General features: G+C 65.8%; 13 protein-coding genes. All 13 read right to left on the reverse strand.

The window, feature by feature from the left end:
- Window positions 1-177: 177 nt before the first annotated feature.
- The 13 genes from lpxC to F9929_RS07505 all read right to left on the reverse strand — a co-directional run bounded on the left by lpxC (window position 178) and on the right by F9929_RS07505 (window position 16450).
- Entirely contained in the window at window positions 178-1125 is a 948-nt protein-coding gene (gene lpxC, locus F9929_RS07445) for a UDP-3-O-acyl-N-acetylglucosamine deacetylase (RefSeq protein WP_152045929.1), read from the reverse strand.
- A gap of 288 nt (window positions 1126-1413) precedes the next feature.
- Window positions 1414-3009 carry a cell division protein FtsZ gene (ftsZ, locus tag F9929_RS07450; protein ID WP_152045930.1) on the reverse strand — a complete coding sequence of 532 codons (1596 nt, stop codon included), beginning with the start codon at window positions 3007-3009 and terminating at the stop codon, window positions 1414-1416.
- A gap of 119 nt (window positions 3010-3128) precedes the next feature.
- On the reverse strand, window positions 3129-4460 hold the full coding sequence (gene ftsA, locus F9929_RS07455) for a cell division protein FtsA (protein ID WP_152046184.1): 1332 nt from the start codon (window positions 4458-4460) through the stop codon (window positions 3129-3131).
- A gap of 2 nt (window positions 4461-4462) precedes the next feature.
- On the reverse strand, window positions 4463-5380 hold the full coding sequence (locus tag F9929_RS07460) for a cell division protein FtsQ/DivIB (protein WP_152045931.1): 918 nt from the start codon (window positions 5378-5380) through the stop codon (window positions 4463-4465).
- The gene (locus F9929_RS07465; RefSeq protein WP_152045932.1) at window positions 5368-6291 is read right to left on the reverse strand and encodes a D-alanine--D-alanine ligase; all 924 of its coding nucleotides are present in this window, start codon (window positions 6289-6291) and stop codon (window positions 5368-5370) included. The genes F9929_RS07460 and F9929_RS07465 overlap by 13 nt, the downstream gene beginning before the upstream one ends.
- Window positions 6292-6424: 133 nt before the next feature.
- The gene (gene murB, locus F9929_RS07470) at window positions 6425-7378 is read right to left on the reverse strand and encodes a UDP-N-acetylmuramate dehydrogenase (protein WP_152045933.1); all 954 of its coding nucleotides are present in this window, start codon (window positions 7376-7378) and stop codon (window positions 6425-6427) included.
- Complete coding sequence (murC, locus tag F9929_RS07475; RefSeq protein WP_152045934.1) at window positions 7375-8793, reverse strand: UDP-N-acetylmuramate--L-alanine ligase; 1419 nt, start codon at window positions 8791-8793, stop codon at window positions 7375-7377. The genes murB and murC overlap by 4 nt, the downstream gene beginning before the upstream one ends.
- Window positions 8794-8809: 16 nt before the next feature.
- Entirely contained in the window at window positions 8810-9907 is a 1098-nt protein-coding gene (murG, locus tag F9929_RS07480) for an undecaprenyldiphospho-muramoylpentapeptide beta-N-acetylglucosaminyltransferase (RefSeq protein ID WP_152045935.1), read from the reverse strand.
- 5 nt (window positions 9908-9912) lie between these two features.
- Entirely contained in the window at window positions 9913-11070 is a 1158-nt protein-coding gene (ftsW, locus tag F9929_RS07485) for a putative lipid II flippase FtsW (RefSeq protein ID WP_152045936.1), read from the reverse strand.
- A 3-nt stretch (window positions 11071-11073) separates the two neighbouring features.
- Complete coding sequence (gene murD, locus F9929_RS07490) at window positions 11074-12459, reverse strand: UDP-N-acetylmuramoyl-L-alanine--D-glutamate ligase (protein ID WP_152045937.1); 1386 nt, start codon at window positions 12457-12459, stop codon at window positions 11074-11076.
- On the reverse strand, window positions 12456-13538 hold the full coding sequence (gene mraY / locus F9929_RS07495; protein ID WP_152045938.1) for a phospho-N-acetylmuramoyl-pentapeptide-transferase: 1083 nt from the start codon (window positions 13536-13538) through the stop codon (window positions 12456-12458). Before mraY ends, murD begins: the two co-directional genes overlap by 4 nt.
- Window positions 13539-13541: 3 nt before the next feature.
- Window positions 13542-15005 carry a UDP-N-acetylmuramoylalanyl-D-glutamyl-2,6-diaminopimelate--D-alanyl-D-alanine ligase gene (locus tag F9929_RS07500; RefSeq protein ID WP_152045939.1) on the reverse strand — a complete coding sequence of 488 codons (1464 nt, stop codon included), beginning with the start codon at window positions 15003-15005 and terminating at the stop codon, window positions 13542-13544.
- Window positions 15002-16450 (reverse strand): UDP-N-acetylmuramoyl-L-alanyl-D-glutamate--2,6-diaminopimelate ligase, encoded by a 1449-nt coding sequence (locus F9929_RS07505; protein ID WP_152045940.1) that lies wholly within the window; start codon window positions 16448-16450, stop codon window positions 15002-15004. The genes F9929_RS07500 and F9929_RS07505 overlap by 4 nt, the downstream gene beginning before the upstream one ends.
- Window positions 16451-16489 lie beyond the last annotated feature (39 nt).

A 16489-nucleotide genomic window follows, 5' to 3' on the forward strand; every position in this document is an offset into this window, starting at 1 on the left:
AATGTTGAGAAAGGGTTTATGACGCCTTTTTTAAGGCGATGGCAGCATAAGCACGGAATCGCGAGTAAAAAACGGCGACGCTAAGGAAAACGCTTGCCAACGGACAAGGAATTTCCGGCGCTTTTCCAAGAATCGTCCCGACGACGATCCTCGACCTCGCCGTGTCGCCCGCGTCGCTTAAAGCGTCTGAGGTCCGTAGGCCGGCGCAGCGACGGCGGCGATCAGCGGCGAATGGCGGACGATGTCGCGGCGACGGGCTGGCAGTTCGATCATGTCGTAGGCCGTCGAATCGCGAAGAAGTGCCTGGAGAGCCAGCGCGTTCAGCTTGTGACCGCCCTTGTAGGACCGGTAGCAGCCGAGAATGCGCGAGCCTGCGAGCGACTGGTCGCCGATGGCGTCCAGCGTCTTATGCCGCACGAACTCGTCGGCATAGCGAAGACCGTCCGGGTTGATCACGCGGTCATCGTCACCGATCACCACGGAGTTCTCCAGCGACGAGCCGAGCGCGTGGCCGGAGGCCCAGAGCCGCTCGACATCCTTCATGAAGCCGAAGGTGCGCGCGCGGGACAGTTCGGACTTGAACAACGCCGGGGTCAGTTCCCCCGCGAAAACCTGCCGGCCAATCGCCTGGCTGGCGAAATCGATCTCGACCTCGAAGCGCGTTCCGTAGTGCGGCACGAACTCGGCCCAGCCGGCTGCCGTTTCCACGCGAACGGGCTTCAGAACGCGAATATAGCTGCGTTTGGCGGATTGCTGCTCGAGCCCTACCCGCTCGATAGCTTCCACGAAGCGTTCCGAACACCCGTCCATGATGGGCACTTCGCTGCCGTCGATCTCGATCACGACATTGTCGATGTTCATGGCATAGAGCGCTGCCATAAGATGCTCGACGGTGGAGACATGCGCGCCGTCGAGACTGCCGACGATCGTCGCGAGATCCGTGGCCGGAACGTTGGAGGAAACAGCAGCGATCGTCCGCGCTTCCCCGCAAGCGCTCGTCACGCGGAACCGAATGCCGGAGTCCATCTCGGCAGGCACCAGGCTGAGCGAAATGGGTTTACCGGTATGAACGCCGACGCCCGTGAAATCCGCCCTGGCCTTGATGGTCTGCTGGTAGATGATCACGTCTGGCAGTTCCTTGCACCGACTCTACGCTGATGGCTGCCTTCGAGAGGGGCTGCCGCGTCCGGCTTGTGGTTCGCCGGAAGGCCGGCGTTCGAGGCTGGATCGTGTTGCTTTTCCAACTATGAAGATACGGGGCCGTTGCATCTCGGCCAAATCACGGATTCTAACCCCGTGTTACTGCGAAAGCTTCACACAGGCTGAAATAACTCAGTCGTATCAGTTGTTTAAAATGCGTGTTCCGCCGCCTTGCGGCGACGGAACTGTGTTTCAACAGCAACGGTCGGTGGATCAGCTCGACTGGCGGCGCAGGAAGGCCGGGATTTCGAGCTGCTCGTCGTCGCTCATCGGACGCTGCGAGCTCTGGGGACGCGAAGGCGATTCGGCGGCCGGACGGCGCGGCGCGTAGGGGTTCTGCGTCACCGCACGGGCCTGGGCGGCATGAGCGGCGGCCACGTCCTGCGCTTCTTCTTCCTCACGGCGCGAAAGACCACGGGTCAGCCGGTTGAGAAGGCCGGACATCGGGCCCTTGTCCTCGCTGGCAACCGGAGCGGTCGGCTCGGTCTGCGCGGCGCGATGGGTGATCTCGGCATGCACCATCGGGGGGAAGTCCTCGACACGGGGCATCCGGGCCTGCGGCGCGGCGGCGGGAACCTCGCGACGCATCACCTGCTGGGGAGCCGGCTGGGCGACCACGACATCGGCGATCTCGGCTTCGAGAGCGGCGGTGAAGTCGTCTTCCATCGTGCTCGGGGCGACCGGGGCCGGAGCCTCGTAGGCCGGAGCGGCGGCGACCGGCGCGGGCCGGGTCTGCGCCACCGGGGCGACCGGCGCCGGCTGCACCGCGGGCTGCGCCGAGACCGGACGCTGCATCATCGGCGCATGGCGCACTTCAATAGGGCGCTCGGCGATCTCCATCGCGGTCTTGTCGATGCCAGTGGCGACGACGGACACGCGGATCACGCCTTCCAGGTTCTCGTCGAAGGTCGCGCCGAGGATGATGTTGGCATCGGAGTCGACTTCCTCGCGGATGCGGGTCGCGGCTTCATCCACCTCGAAGAGGGTGAGGTCGCGGCCGCCGGTGATCGAGATCAGGAGGCCCTTGGCGCCCTTCATCGAGGTCTCGTCGAGGAGCGGGTTGGCGATCGCGGCTTCGGCCGCCGCCATAGCGCGCCCGTCGCCGGAAGCCTCGCCGGTGCCCATCATGGCCTTGCCCATCTCGCGCATCACGGAGCGAACATCCGCGAAGTCGAGGTTGATGAGGCCTTCCTTGACCATGAGGTCGGTGATGCAGGCGACGCCGGAATAAAGGACCTGGTCGGCCATGCCGAAGGCATCGGCGAAGGTGGTCTTGTCGTTGGCGATGCGGAAGAGGTTCTGGTTCGGAATGACGATCAGCGTATCGACGTTCTTCTGCAGATCCTCGATGCCCTGATCGGCGATGCGCATGCGGCGCTGGCCTTCGAAGTGGAAGGGCTTCGTCACGACGCCAACCGTCAGTATACCCTTCTCGCGCGCCGCGCGGGCGACGACCGGAGCCGCGCCGGTGCCCGTGCCGCCGCCCATGCCGGCGGTGACGAAGCACATATGCGAGCCGAGAAGGTGGTCGCAGATCTCGTCCAGCGACTCTTCGGCGGCCGCGCGGCCGACTTCCGGCTGCGAACCGGCGCCGAGGCCTTCGGTCACGGCGACGCCCATCTGGATGATGCGCTCGGCGCGGGAGGAACGGAGCGCCTGCGCGTCCGTATTGGCGATCACGAACTCCACACCCTCGAGGCCCGCATCGATCATGTTGTTGACGGCATTGCAGCCGCCGCCGCCAACGCCGAACACGGTGATGCGGGGCTTCAACTCGGTGATGTCGGGCTTGGCGAGATTGATCGGCATGTCCTTGAGTCCTCTTTCCGATTTGGGGCCGCAGCGCCGCGCCGCCCTTCTCGATTTCTCTTGGGTGTTGGGCGCGCGGCGCGCGCTTGAGGGTTTTCCCGAGGGGCTCGAAGCGCCCGTCAGAAGCTCTTTCGGAACCAGTTGCCGACACGCCCGACGCGCGTTCGATCGTCGAACACGATCTGCGCGGCCGAGAAGCCTTCGGCGAAATGTTCCATGGTGGAAACCTGCGGGTAGATCAGGAGGCCGACCGAGGTAGCGAAGGCCGGGCTCTTGTTGGCGGTGGACAGGCCGGCGACCCCGAGCGGCCGGCCGAGACGAACGTTGCGCTGCATCACCGAGCGCGCCGCGCCGGCAAGACCGGCGAGCTGGCTGGCGCCGCCGGTGAGAACGACGCGCTTGCCGATGACATGGCCGAGGCCGGACGCCGACAACCGGTCGCGGATCAGCTCGAAGGTTTCCTCGACGCGCGGGCGGATGATGCGGGCGACGAGCGAGCGGGCGACGTTGATTGGCGCATCGGCATCCTCTTCGCCGAGCGGCGCGACCTCGATGGTCTCCGAATCCTCCATCATCTCGCTCATGGCCGAGCCGTGCATGACCTTCAGCCGCTCGGCATGTTCGGGCCGAATGGACAGGCCTCGGGCCAGATCCATGGTGATGTGATGGCCGCCGAGAGCGACGGAGTCGGCATAAACGAAGCGGCCGTTCTGGAAGATGCCGATGGTGGTGGAGCCGCCGCCCATGTCGATGCAGGCCGAGCCCATCTCGGCTTCGTCATCGACGAGGGTCGCGAGACCGGAAGCGAAGGGCGTCGCCACGAAGGCTTCCACCACGAGCTGCGCCCGGTTGATCGCAGCTTCGAGATTGCGGAGCGGCGTTTCCTCGGCGGAAAGAAGATGCACGTCGGCGCCGAGCATGCGCCCGACCATGCCGACCGGGTTTTCCAGATTCCCCTCGCCGTCGAGCGACATATCGAAGGGCACGGAATGAAGAAGAAGACGGCCGCGATCCATCGGCGCGCGAACGGCGGCGCCGAGAACGCGCCGCACGTCGCCGGCAGAAACGCCCTCCCCGTCGACCGGCATCTCGGCACGGCCGCGCAGGCTCTTCAGGCGACCGGCCGTGACCGACACGAGCAATGATTCGATGGTGAGGCCAGCCATGCGCTCGGCCGCGTCGACGCAGTAGCGGATCGACTTTTCCGCCGCTTCGAGATCGACCACGACACCGGACTTGATGCCGCGCGAGCGCTGGTAGCCGATGCCGACGACCTCGACCAGATGCGTGCGGTTCGGCAGGATCTCGCTGTCCGGGCGCGGCTTCAGCCGCGCGATCAGGCAGGTGATCTTGGTGGTGCCGACATCCAGAACGGAGACGATGCGCGTCTTCTTGCCCGGCAACGCACGAAGGCGCGGCAAGGGTTTGGAGCGGCTATTGAACGGGTTCATGCTCACGCCGGCTTCTCCTTCCGGCTCGCCTTGATGAGCTTGTCGCGCTCCTTGACGGCGGCGTTGCGCCGCTCGAGAGCGTCAGGCGTCAGCCGGATCGTCATCCGATCCGCTATGCGCATGTCGACGGCAGAGATATCGCGCGACAACAGGCCCATTTCCTTGTCCATTCGCACCACGTCCGCAGCGGCTTCCACGGCGCCTTCCTCAGGAAGGCGAATGGTGACGCCGTTGTCCAGGACGAGGTCCCATCGACGATCACCGACTCGAACATAGGCCTTCACCCTTGCGCGAAGCTCGGGCACGCCCGCCATTCCATCGATGAGTTCGGGCGCATCGATATTGGCGCCGGGACCGACGACGAAGGGCAGATCCTGAAAACGGTTGGCCAGGAAAGGCATGATCTCGCGCCCTTCCCGGTTGACGATGAAGAGCTCGCGATCCTTCTGCCAAAGCGCGAAAGGCTTCTTTTCCACGAGATCGATCGACACGCGGTCGGGATAGGTCTTGGAGACCGAAGCCTTCTCGATCCACGGCATGGCCTCCAACGTCTGGCGCGCCGCGCCGACATCGAGCGCCGGCAGGCTTTGCGCGCCGGTCGACCAGAGGGCCTGAAGAACGTCGATCTCCGAGGTTTCGGAATTGCCCTTCACGTCCACGGTCTCGATGGAGAAGCCGAGCGGCTGCGCCACACCGTCGATGACAGCGGTCGTGTGATTGCCGAGCGCGACGCCATAGGCGGCCGTGGAGCCGAGAAAGAGCGTCGCGACGGTGGCGAAGTTCGGCAAGGGCGTGCGGGCGAGCAGCACGCCGAAAGCAAACAGGCGACGCCCGACATAGGAGATGCGCCACGCCTTGCGGCGGCCGAGCGGACGCTCCACCACCGGCTCGATGCGGTCGCCGCGGTTCAACGACGGCATGAGGCGTCCTCCACCATCCAGGTCAGAAGCTCGCCGAACTCATGGCCCGCCGCGCGGGCGATGTCGGGCACGAGCGAAACCGGCGTCATGCCGGGCTGCGTGTTGATTTCGAGCCAGATCAGCTCGCCGTTCTCGCCGCCCCGGTCGTCGTAGCGGAAGTCCGAGCGCGACACGCCGCGGCAGCCGATGGCGCGATGGGCGGCCAGTGCGTGCTCCTGCACCCGGCGCGCGACGGAGGCCGGGATCTCGGCCGGAATCTTGTGAACCGAGCCGCCCGGCAGATATTTGGAATCGTAGTCGTAGAAGGCATGGCCTTCGGTCGTGATCTCGCAAACGGGCAGCGCGACATCGCCCATCACCGCGCAGGTCAACTCGCGCCCCGGAACGAAGCGCTCGACCATCAGCGTTTCGCCGAAGGTCCAGTCGGCGGCGTGGAGCTGCTGCGGCGGATGGGCCTGATCCTCGCGAACGATCAAGACACCGAAGCTCGACCCTTCGGCAATCGGCTTCACCACGTAAGGCACGGGCATGACGTGCTTTTCGGCGATTTCGCGCCGAGGAAGCACCTTGGCGTCCGCCACCGGGACGCCGGCAGCCTTGGCGACGACCTTGGCCTTCACCTTATTCATCGCGAGCGCGGAGGCGAGAACGCCGGAATGCGTGTAGGGAATTTCGAGGAATTCCAGGACGCCCTGGATCGTGCCGTCCTCGCCGAAGGGACCGTGCAGCGCGTTGAACGCCACGTCCGGCTTCAGTTCTGCCAGGACCTGCATGACATCGCGGCCGACATCGACGCGCGAAACCTCGAAACCGACCCCTTCCAGGGCATCGGCGCAGGCCTTGCCCGACGAAAGGCTTACCGGCCTTTCGCTCGACCAACCACCCATCAGAACCGCGACACGCTTCGGCATGAAAGAAGACCCATCGTCCCAAGGGACCTTGAGCCATATTCATGCGACCCGGTTGGTTAAGCGATGGTTAACGCCCGCGAAGCCGTGAAAGAAAATCGAAAGGTCGTTTCAAGCCTCTGTTCGAACGCGGCTTTCAGGCCACATAGGCTGCCACTTCGCGGCCCGGTTCGAAATGGCCGATCCGATTGATCTCCCAGTGGAGGAGAATGCCGAAGGTCTCGTGAACGCGTCGCCGCACGGTCTCGCCGAGGAGTTCGAGGTCGTGACCGGTGGCTTCGCCCGTGTTGATCATGAAGTTGCAATGCAGCTCGGACATCTGCGCGCCGCCGATCCGCAGGCCTCGGCAGCCGGCGCGGTCGATCTCCTTCCATGCGGAAGTGCCTTCAGGGTTCTTGAAGGTCGAGCCGCCCGTCTTCTCGCGCACCGGCTGAACGGTTTCGCGGTGATGCTGCACCTCGTCCATGCGGCGACGGATTTCAGCCTGCGTGTCGGGAAGGCCCTCGAACAATGCCGACGTGAAGATCAGGTCGGCTGGCGCGGCGGAATGACGATAGGCATAGCCCATATCGGCGTTCGACAGGATGTGGAGATCGCCCCGCCGGTCGAGCGCGCGCACCTCGCGCACCCGCTCGCCCGTTTCCACGCCGTTCGCGCCGGCATTCATGCGGAGGGCCCCGCCGACCGAACCGGGAATGCCGTGGAAGAAGTGAAAGCCGCCGAGGCCGGCGTCGAGCGCTATCGCCGCGAGCCGCTTGTCGGAGGCGGAGGCACCGGCGCGGATAGCGGTATCGCCGACGCGCTCCATCTGCCCGAAACCCCTCGCCGACAAGCGGATAACCACACCGCCTAAACCACCGTCACGAACCAGCAAGTTGGAGCCGATGCCGACGAGCGTGACTGGAACTTCCTCCGGCAAAGCTCTCAGAAAGCTCGACAAATCTTCCTCGTCCGCCGGCTGGAACAGAAGTTCGGCGACCCCACCCGCGCGGAACCACGTGATCTTCGCCATATCGGCGTCGGGCGTCAGCTTGCCGCGAATGCCGGAAAGCTTTCCGCCGAGGCGCGACAGGAGATCGGCGCCGCTCATCGCGGGTACTGGACGCTCAAGGCTTCCAGTTCCTTCGGCAGAGCATAGGCCCATTGCGTGATCGAGCCCGCGCCGAGGAAGACGACCATGTCGTTCGGCGACGCGATGCGATGAACGAGCGGCGCGATCTCGGCGGGTCCGTCGATCACCCGCGCGTCGCGATGGCCGCCGAGCTTCAGGCGCTCCACCAGCATCTCGGAATTGACGAACTCGATGGGCTCCTCGCCCGCCGCATAAACGGGCGCGAGGATCACCGTATCGGCGTCGTTGAAGCAGGCCGCGAACTCGGCGAAAAGGCTTTGCAGCCGGGTGAAGCGATGCGGCTGCACCACCGCCACGACACGCCCCTTGGCCGATGCGCGAGCGGCGGCCAGCACAGCGCGGATTTCCACCGGATGATGGCCGTAATCGTCATAGACGTCGACGCCGTTGACGCTGCCCGTATGGGTGAAGCGCCGCTTCACGCCGGCAAAGGATGCCAGCCCGGTGCGGATCGCCTCCACCGAGACGCCGACGCGATGGGCGACGGCGATGGCGGCGGTGGCGTTCGAAACGTTGTGGCGACCGGGCATCGGCAGCACGAGTTCGCGAAGCTCGGTGGTCTCGCCGGACACGCGGTCACGGATCACGACATCGAAACTCGAGCGCGGGCCGTCCATGCGAACGTTCTCGAAGCGCGCATCGGCCTGGATGTTCTCGCCATAGGTGATGATGCGCCGGTCCTCGATCTCGGACACCAGCGTCTGTACTTCCGGATGGTCGAGGCACATCACGGCGAAGCCGTAGAAGGGCACGTTCTCAACGAAGGCCTTGAAGGCCTGACGCACCTTGTCGAAGGTGCCGTAGTGGTCGAGATGCTCTGGGTCGATATTGGTGACCACGGCGACATCGGCCGGCAGGCGCAGGAAGGTGCCGTCCGACTCGTCGGCCTCCACCACCATCCAGTTGCCGCCGCCCATGCGGGCATTCGTGCCATAGGCGTTGATGATGCCGCCATTGACCACGGTCGGGTCGAGCCCGCCGGCATCGAGCAGCGTCGCCACCATGGAGGTGGTGGTCGTCTTGCCGTGGGTGCCGCCGATCGCCACCGCCTGACGGAAGCGCATCAGCTCGGCCAGCATTTCGGCACGGCGCACGATGGGCAGCAGGCGCTCGCGCGCGGCGGCGAGTTCCGGGTTGGAGCGCTTGATGGCGGTGGACACCACCACGACCTCGGCGCGCCCGAGATTTTCCGCCTTGTGGCCGACGAAGACCTCGACGCCCTTTTCGCGCAGGCGCTGGACATTGGCGCTTTCGGAGGCGTCGGAGCCCTGCACCTTGTAGCCGAGCGTCACCAGCACTTCCGCGATGCCGCTCATGCCGATGCCGCCGATGCCGATGAAATGCACCGGGCCGATATTGGGCGGCATTTTCATGGAGTAACTCCAGTCGTTAGAACGATCGGGCGGCCATAGACTCAACGAGGTCGGCAAGCAACCGCGCGGCATCGGGAATGCCGGTCGATCGCGCCGCCATGGCCATGGCCTTCGCCCGTTCGGGTTCGTTCGCAAGATCGAGGATGAGCTTGGCCAGACGATCCGGCGAAAGCTCGGATTGCCGCGCGACCACGGCGCCGCCCGCCGCCTCGATGCGCGCCGCATTGGCCGCCTGATCGTGGTCGAGCGCGTAAGGGTAAGGCACGAGGATCGCGGGACGCCCGATCACCGCCACCTCGGACACCGTGGATGCACCGGAACGGCTGACCACGAGTTGCGCCGCGCCGATGCGCGCCGCCATGTCGCCGAAGAAGGGCGAGACCTCCGCCTGGATGCCCTGACCTTTATAGAAGTCGCGAACCGCCGCTTCCTGTTCGGGCCGCGCCTGCTGCGTCACGACGAGACGATGGCGCAGTTCCTCCGGCAGGCGCTTCACCACTTCGGGCATCACGTCCGAAAAGAACTGCGCGCCCTGGCTGCCGCCGAAGACCACGAGGTGGAACGCTTCGCCCTCGCGGCTGGTGCGATACGGAATGCCGGCCGCTTCCAAGACCGGAGGACGAACCGGATTGCCCGTCACGGTCATCTTGGCCGCGATGTCGGGCGCAGCGCCGTTCTGTGGAATGCCGGCCGCGATGGCCGTGACGCGAGGCGCGAGAAACCGGTTCGCGCGGCCCATCACGGCGTTCTGCTCGTGGATAAGCGTTGGACGCCCGGCGCGCACCGCCGCCAGCATCGGCGGCAGCGTCGGATAGCCACCAAAGCCGACCACGACTGAAGGCCGAATTTCGCGCATCAGCTTGCCGGCCAGCCGAAAGCCGCTCCACAGCTTCCACAAGGAGCAGCCGAGCTTCACCGGATGTTTCGAGCCGAAGGTCGCGGAAGGGATCGTATGGACCGCCGATACCGGGAAGCGTTCGGCATAGCGGCTGGCGCGCTCGTCGGTTGCCAGATGCACGTCGTGCCCGCGCGCCCTCAGCTCGTGGGCCAGCGCCTCGGCGGGGAAAAGATGTCCGCCGGTGCCGCCGGCGGACAAAAGGATCGGGGCGGCCATGGAACTCAGACCCCGTAGAGCGCGGCGGTGCGCGCCAGGAGTTCGTCGGTGCGCGACTCGTTCTGCGGCTTGCGACGGGTCAACGCCAGAATGAAGCCGGCCGAGATCGCGATCGCCATCATGGACGAGCCGCCATAGGAGATAAAGGGCAGTGTCATGCCCTTGGCCGGCATCAGGTGAAGGTTCACCGCCATGTTGATGATCGACTGGAGGCCGAACAGGAGCACGAGGCCCGAGATCGCCAGACGGGTGAAGTTGTCGCGCTGGGCGAGCGCGACTTGGAGCCCGCGCACCACGATGAAGCAGAAGATCAGCGCCAAGGCCATGCATGTGACGATGCCGAACTCTTCCGCGATCACCGAGAACGCGAAGTCGGTGTGGCTGTCGGGCAGGATGCGCTTCACCGTGCCTTCGCCCGGTCCCTGGCCAAGCCAGCCGCCGCGCAGGATCGCCTCGCGCGCCGTGTCGACCTGGAACGTATCGCCCTCGCCGGTGGTGAAGCGGTCGATACGCGAGGCGACGTGCGGGAACACGAAATAGGCCATGCAGAATCCGGTGACGCCGATGCCGCCGAGCACCACGATCCAGAGCCAGGGAAGTCCGGCCATGAAGAACAGGCCGCCCCAAGTGCCGGCGGTCAGGATGGTCTGACCGAGATCGGGCTGCGCCACCAGAAGCGCGCAGACCATGCCGAGAAGCACGATGGCGAAGAGGTTGCCCGGAATCTCCTTCTTGCGCGCGCGCTCTGCGAAGAGCCAGGCGCAGATCACCACGAAGGCGGGCTTCATGAACTCGGAGGGTTGGATCGTCAGCGGACCGAACTCCACCCAGCGCCGCGCGCCCTTCACTTCCATGCCGAAGAACAGCGCCACGATCATCAGGAACATGGAGCCGCCGAGAAGCAGGATCGACATGCGCCGGATGCCGCGCGGGCTCAGCATCGACACGCCGAGCATCACCATCATCGACGGCAGCAGGAAGAGCGCGTGGCGCTTGACGAAGTGGAAGGGCTCAAGGCCGATCTTCTCGGCCACCGGGGGGCTCGCCGCGAAGGACAGAACGAATCCGCCCACCATCAGGCAGATGAAGGCGGCCAGGAACCAGCGGTCGATCGAACGCCACCAGTCCGCGATCATGCCTTTTTCGGCGCGCCCGGACGACATGCTTCAACCCCTCGGAATGAGTGCGATGCCGGGCAACCGGCCGACTTCGGCCCGAAAGGCATCGCCCCGGACCTCGAAATTGCGGAACTGATCGAAGGAGGCGCAGGCCGGCGACAGGAGCACCACCTCGTCCTGCCCTGTCGCGGCCGCATCCGCTGCGGCGCGCGCGATCGCGGCATCCAGCGTGCCGGCGATCTCGAAGGGCACCTCGTCACCGAGCGTCGCGGCAAAAGCGGGCGCCGCCTCGCCGATCAGATAAGCCTTGGCGACCCGCCCGAAAAGCGGTTGCAGCGCTTCGATTCCACCGGTCTTCGGCAATCCGCCGGCGATCCAGTGGATGCGTTCGAAAGCCGACAGCGCAGGCGCGGCGGCTTCGGCGTTGGTCGCCTTGGAGTCGTTGACGAAGAGCACCCTGCCCCGCCGCCCGACTTCTTCCATGCGGTGAGCGAGACCGGGGAACGTCTTCAACCCGTTGCGGATTTCGTCTTCCGACAACCCGCTCGCGGAAAGCGCAGCGACGGCGGCGGAAGCATTCTGCCCGTTGTGCCGACCGCGCAGCGAGCCGATGTCGGAGAGATCGAAACGAGCCTTCAAGCCGTCGATGCGGGAAACGACCTCGCCTCCGTCGAAGAACACGTCGGCCTTCTCGCGCGCCGAAATCCGCAAGGTCCGTCGGCCTTTGGCTAGAAGATCGTCGGCGATGGCGCGGCAGTGATCGTCGTCGATGCCCACCACCGCCATGCCGGCATGAGCGAGGAGCCGCGCCTTCACGGTCGCGTAGTTCTCCATCGATCCGTGGCGATCCAGATGGTCGGGTGTGAGGTTCAGGAGAATCGCGACGGAGGGCTCGATCGTCGGGGCGAGATCGATCTGATAGGACGAGCATTCCACCACGTAGAAGCGCTCGCGCGCCGGAGACCCGAGCGTCAGCACCGCCGTTCCGATGTTTCCGCCGAGCTGCGTGTTGCGCCCGCTCGCCTTCAGGCAATGGGCGATCAGAGCCGTTGTGGTGGACTTGCCGTTGGTGCCGGTTATGGCAATGAAGGCACTGTCGGGAGCCATCGCTCGACGCTCGCGGCCGAAGAGCTCTACGTCGCCGATGACCTCGACACCCGCCGCATGGGCCAGTTCGGCGGTCCAGTGGGGCTTGGGATGCGTCAGAGGCACGCCTGGAGATAAAACGAGCGCTGCCGCCCCGTTCCAATCGAAGGCCCTCAGATCGCCCGTCGGGATACCGGCGTTCCGCGCCGCTTCGACGCTCGCCGGGTTGTCGTCCCACGCGGTGACGAGAGCACCGCCGGCGACCAGCGCCTCGGCCGTCGCACGGCCGGAGCCGCCGAGACCGAACAGGGCGACGCGACGCCCTTCGAGCGAGCGAACCGGGATCATCTGAGCTTCAGCGTCGACAGGCCGACGAACGCGAGGATGAAGGCGATGATCCAGAAACGGACCACGACTTGGCTTTCCGTCCAGCCGAGCTTTTCGAAATGGTGGTGGATCGGCGCCATCAGGAACACGCGCTTGCCGGTCAGCTTGAAGCTTGCCACCTGAATGATCACCGACAGCGCCTCGATCACGAACAAGCCGCCGATGATGGCCAGCACCAGTTCGTGCTTGGTGGCCACCGCGATGGTGCCGACCATTCCTCCGAGCGCGAGCGACCCCGTGTCGCCCATGAAGATGGCGGCCGGCGGCGCGTTGAACCAAAGGAAGCCGAGCCCCGCCCCGATCACCGCGCCGCAAACCACGGCGAGTTCGCCGGTGCCGACGACGTAGTGGATCTGCAGGTAGTTCGCGAAGTTCACGTTGCCGGCGAGATAGGCGATGAGACCGAAGGCGGAGGCCGCGATCATGATCGGCACGATGGCGAGACCGTCGAGACCATCCGTCAGGTTCACCGCATTGCCCGCGCCGACCATCACGAAGGCGGCGACGGCGATGTAGAAAAGGCCGAGGTCGAGCAGGAAGGATTTCACGAATGGGAAGGCGAGCGAGGTCGCGAACGTGCCCGTGCCGGCATAGACGATCAGCGCAGCGGCAGCGGCGGCGATGACGAATTCCAGCGCGAGGCGCGCCTTGCCCGAAAAGCCGAGATGGCTCTGCTTCGTAACCTTCAGGTAATCGTCATAGAAGCCGATGGCGCCGAAGCCGACGGTGACGAGAAGCACGGCCCAGACATAGAGATTGGTCAGTTCTGCCCAAAGCAGGATCGAGACGAGAAGCCCCGTCAGAATCATCAGCCCACCCATCGTGGGCGTTCCGGCCTTCTTGAAGTGGGTCTGCGGGCCGTCCGCGCGGATCGGCTGACCACGCCCCTGGCGCACGCGTAAGGCCGCGATCACCGCCGGTCCAAACAGGAAGACGGTGATGAAGGAGGTGATCATCGCGCTTCCGGTTCGGAAGGTGATGTAGCGAAACACGTTGAAGGCAGGCACGTCGCCCGCGAGCGCGGCGAGGAATGAGAGCAAGGGTCAGGCCTCCCGCTTCGGCTCAAGTCCGGGGGCTGGCAAAGCCGGCTCCGGTCGGGCGGCGGCAACGAGGCGTTCCACGATCTTCGACAATCCCATTCCATTCGACGCCTTGACCATCAGGACGTCGCCAGCGCGAACCTGACCCAAAAGGCTTGCTTCAAGCTCTCCCGCCGATTCGTGCCACTCGCAGGCGAGGCGTCCATCCAGCGCGTCGTCCAGCGCTTTCATGGCTTCGCCGAGCATGAACACGCGGTCGACCTGCGCGGCGATCAGCGGTTCGGCGATCGCGGCGTGAAGATCGCGGCTCTCGTCGCCGAGTTCGAACATATCGCCCAGGATCGCGATGCGCCGGCCGCCTTCGCCCGGAAGCGTCGCGGCCAGAAGCGAGATGGCGGCGCGCATGGAGGCCGGATTGGCGTTGTAGCTTTCGTCCAGAAGGTCGAAATGACCGCCTCCGCCGGGGAGCGTCAACCGGTGGCGTTCGCCGCGACCCTTGCCCGCCCGCCAGCTCGACAGAGCGGCGGCGGTGGCCGGAATGCTCGCCCCGAAAAGCGACGCGCAGCCGAGAACGGCGGTGAGGTTCTGCGCCAGATGGCGGCCGGGCGAGGCCATCCCGACATCCACCACCTCGCCGGCGATCGCCGCCCGCATACGGGCTCCGTCCTGCACGGGGTGGAAATCGACAAGCCGATAATCCGCTTCAGCCGCTTCGCCGAACCTCTTGATCTGGTTGACGCCGGCCTTCGTCGCCATCTCCGCCAGCGCGGGGGCGAACGGGTCGTCTGCGTTGAGGAGCGCCGTTCCGCCTTCCACCACACCCTCGAAGATTTCGCCCTTGGCGGCGGCGATTTCGTCGAGGCTGGCGAAGTGTCCGAGATGGGCCGGCGCGATCAGCGTGACGATGCCGACATGCGGGCGCACCAGCTTCACGAGCGGCCGGATCTCGTTCGGATGGTTCATGCCGATCTCGAACACGCCGAAGCGCGTATCCGCCGGCATTCGGGCCAAGCTCAGCGGCACGCCCCAATGATTGTTGAAGGACGCGGCCGAGGCGTGAACTGGACCCGAAGCGTTCAGGGCGTGGCGCAGAGCATCTTTCGTCGTGGTCTTGCCGACGCTTCCCGTCACGGCGACGATCTGCGCCTTGGACCGGGCGCGCGCGGCGGAGGCGAGACGCCCGAGCGAGGCCAGAACGTCCTCCACCACGATGAAGGGCGTCTGCAGCTTGCCGAGGGCGGGAAGCCTGCGTTTCGCCACCACCAGGACGGAGGCGCCCGCCGCACCGGCGGCGGTCAGGAAGCTATGGCCGTCGAAGCGGTCGCCCTTGATGGCGAAATAAGCATCGCCCGGCTGAAGCGAGCGCGTGTCGATGGAAAGGCCGGTCACGCCCTCCGGCATCGTGCCGTGCGCGCGTCCGTCGAGCGCCGCGACGAGCGCGTCCATTTCCCAAAGCCAGGCAGTCATGGGTGAACCTCCGCGATGGCGGCCCGCACCTCGTCGTGGTCGCTGAATGGATGGGTGACGCCGGCGACCATCTGGCCGTTCTCGTGCCCCTTGCCGGCAACGATCACCGTATCGCCCGACCGCGCTTCATTGACAGCGGTGCGGATGGCGAGGCGACGGTCGCCGATCTCGGTGGCCGAAGGCGCGGCGGCCATGATCGCCGAGCGGATGGATTCCGGCGGTTCGGAGCGCGGATTGTCGTCGGTGACGATCACGATGTCAGACAGCCGCGCCGCAATCTCGCCCATGATCGGGCGCTTGCCCCGGTCGCGGTCGCCGCCGCAACCGAAAACGGTGATGACGCGGCCGGTGGTGAAGGGCCGAACGGCCGTCAGGACGTTTTCCAGCGCTTCGGGCTTGTGGGCATAGTCCACGAAAACGGGCACGCCGGTCCCCGTGGTTCCGGCGAGATCGAGCCGTCCGGGCGCACCCTTGAGGCCTTCCAAGGCATGGAGCGCGATATCGGGATCGACGCCGGTCGCGATGGCGAGACCCGCCGCCACCAGAGCGTTCGCCATCTGGAACTCGCCGGCGAGCGGCAGCACGACGCGATAGATCCGGCCTCGGTGGTCGATTTCGGCGATCTGGCGCTCGCGCTCGTGCTCCAGCCGCTTCAACGACAGAAACGTGCCCTTGCGCCCGACCGTCAGGAGATCGGAACCGCCGTGAAGGGCGATGGCCGTGGCGCGGTCAGACCAAGCGTGGTCGGCGAAGATCACGGCCGGCGCACCCTTCGGCAGAAGCGTATCGAAAAGGCGCATCTTGGCCGCGAAATAGCTCTCCATGTCAGGATGGTAGTCGAGATGGTCGCGGCCGAGATTGATGAAGGCGGCGGCGGAAAGCTGCACCCCGTCGAGGCGGCGCTGTTCGAGACCATGGCTCGACGCTTCCATCGCGACATGGCTGACGCCTTCCTCCGCGAGTTCGGTCAGAAGCCTGGCCAACGCGATGGGGTCGGGCGTCGTCAGCGAGCCGTATTCGTTGCGCGTCGGCGAAACCACGCCGACCGTGCCGATCGACGCCGCCTTCTCGTTGGCGGCGGTCCAGATCTGGCGGGTGAACGCGGCGATGGAGGTCTTGCCCGCCGTGCCGGTGACCGCCGCGACGGTTCCCGGCTGGCGTCCGTAGAAACGCGCCGCCATCAAGGCGAGGCTGCGCCGCACGTCGTCGGAAACGAGAATAGGCAAAGCGGTCTCGACCCGTTGGTTTGAGCCGGCGAGAACCGCCACCGCGCCGTTGCGCTCGGCGTCGAGAACGAAGGCCGAGCCATCCGCTCTGGTGCCCGGCAAGGCGGCGAAGACATGGCCGGGTTTCACGGCCCGGGAGTCCGAGGCAAGCCCCGTCACCGTTTCTTCACGTCCCTCGCCACCGCTCGCAAGACCTTGCGCCAGTTCGAGAATCTTCATCAGCGGCCCCCGCCCCTCGTGGAGAAGCCGGCAAAGATC

This window comes from Aureimonas psammosilenae, from assembly GCF_009176975.1.
GTDB lineage: Bacteria > Pseudomonadota > Alphaproteobacteria > Rhizobiales > Rhizobiaceae > Plantimonas > Plantimonas psammosilenae.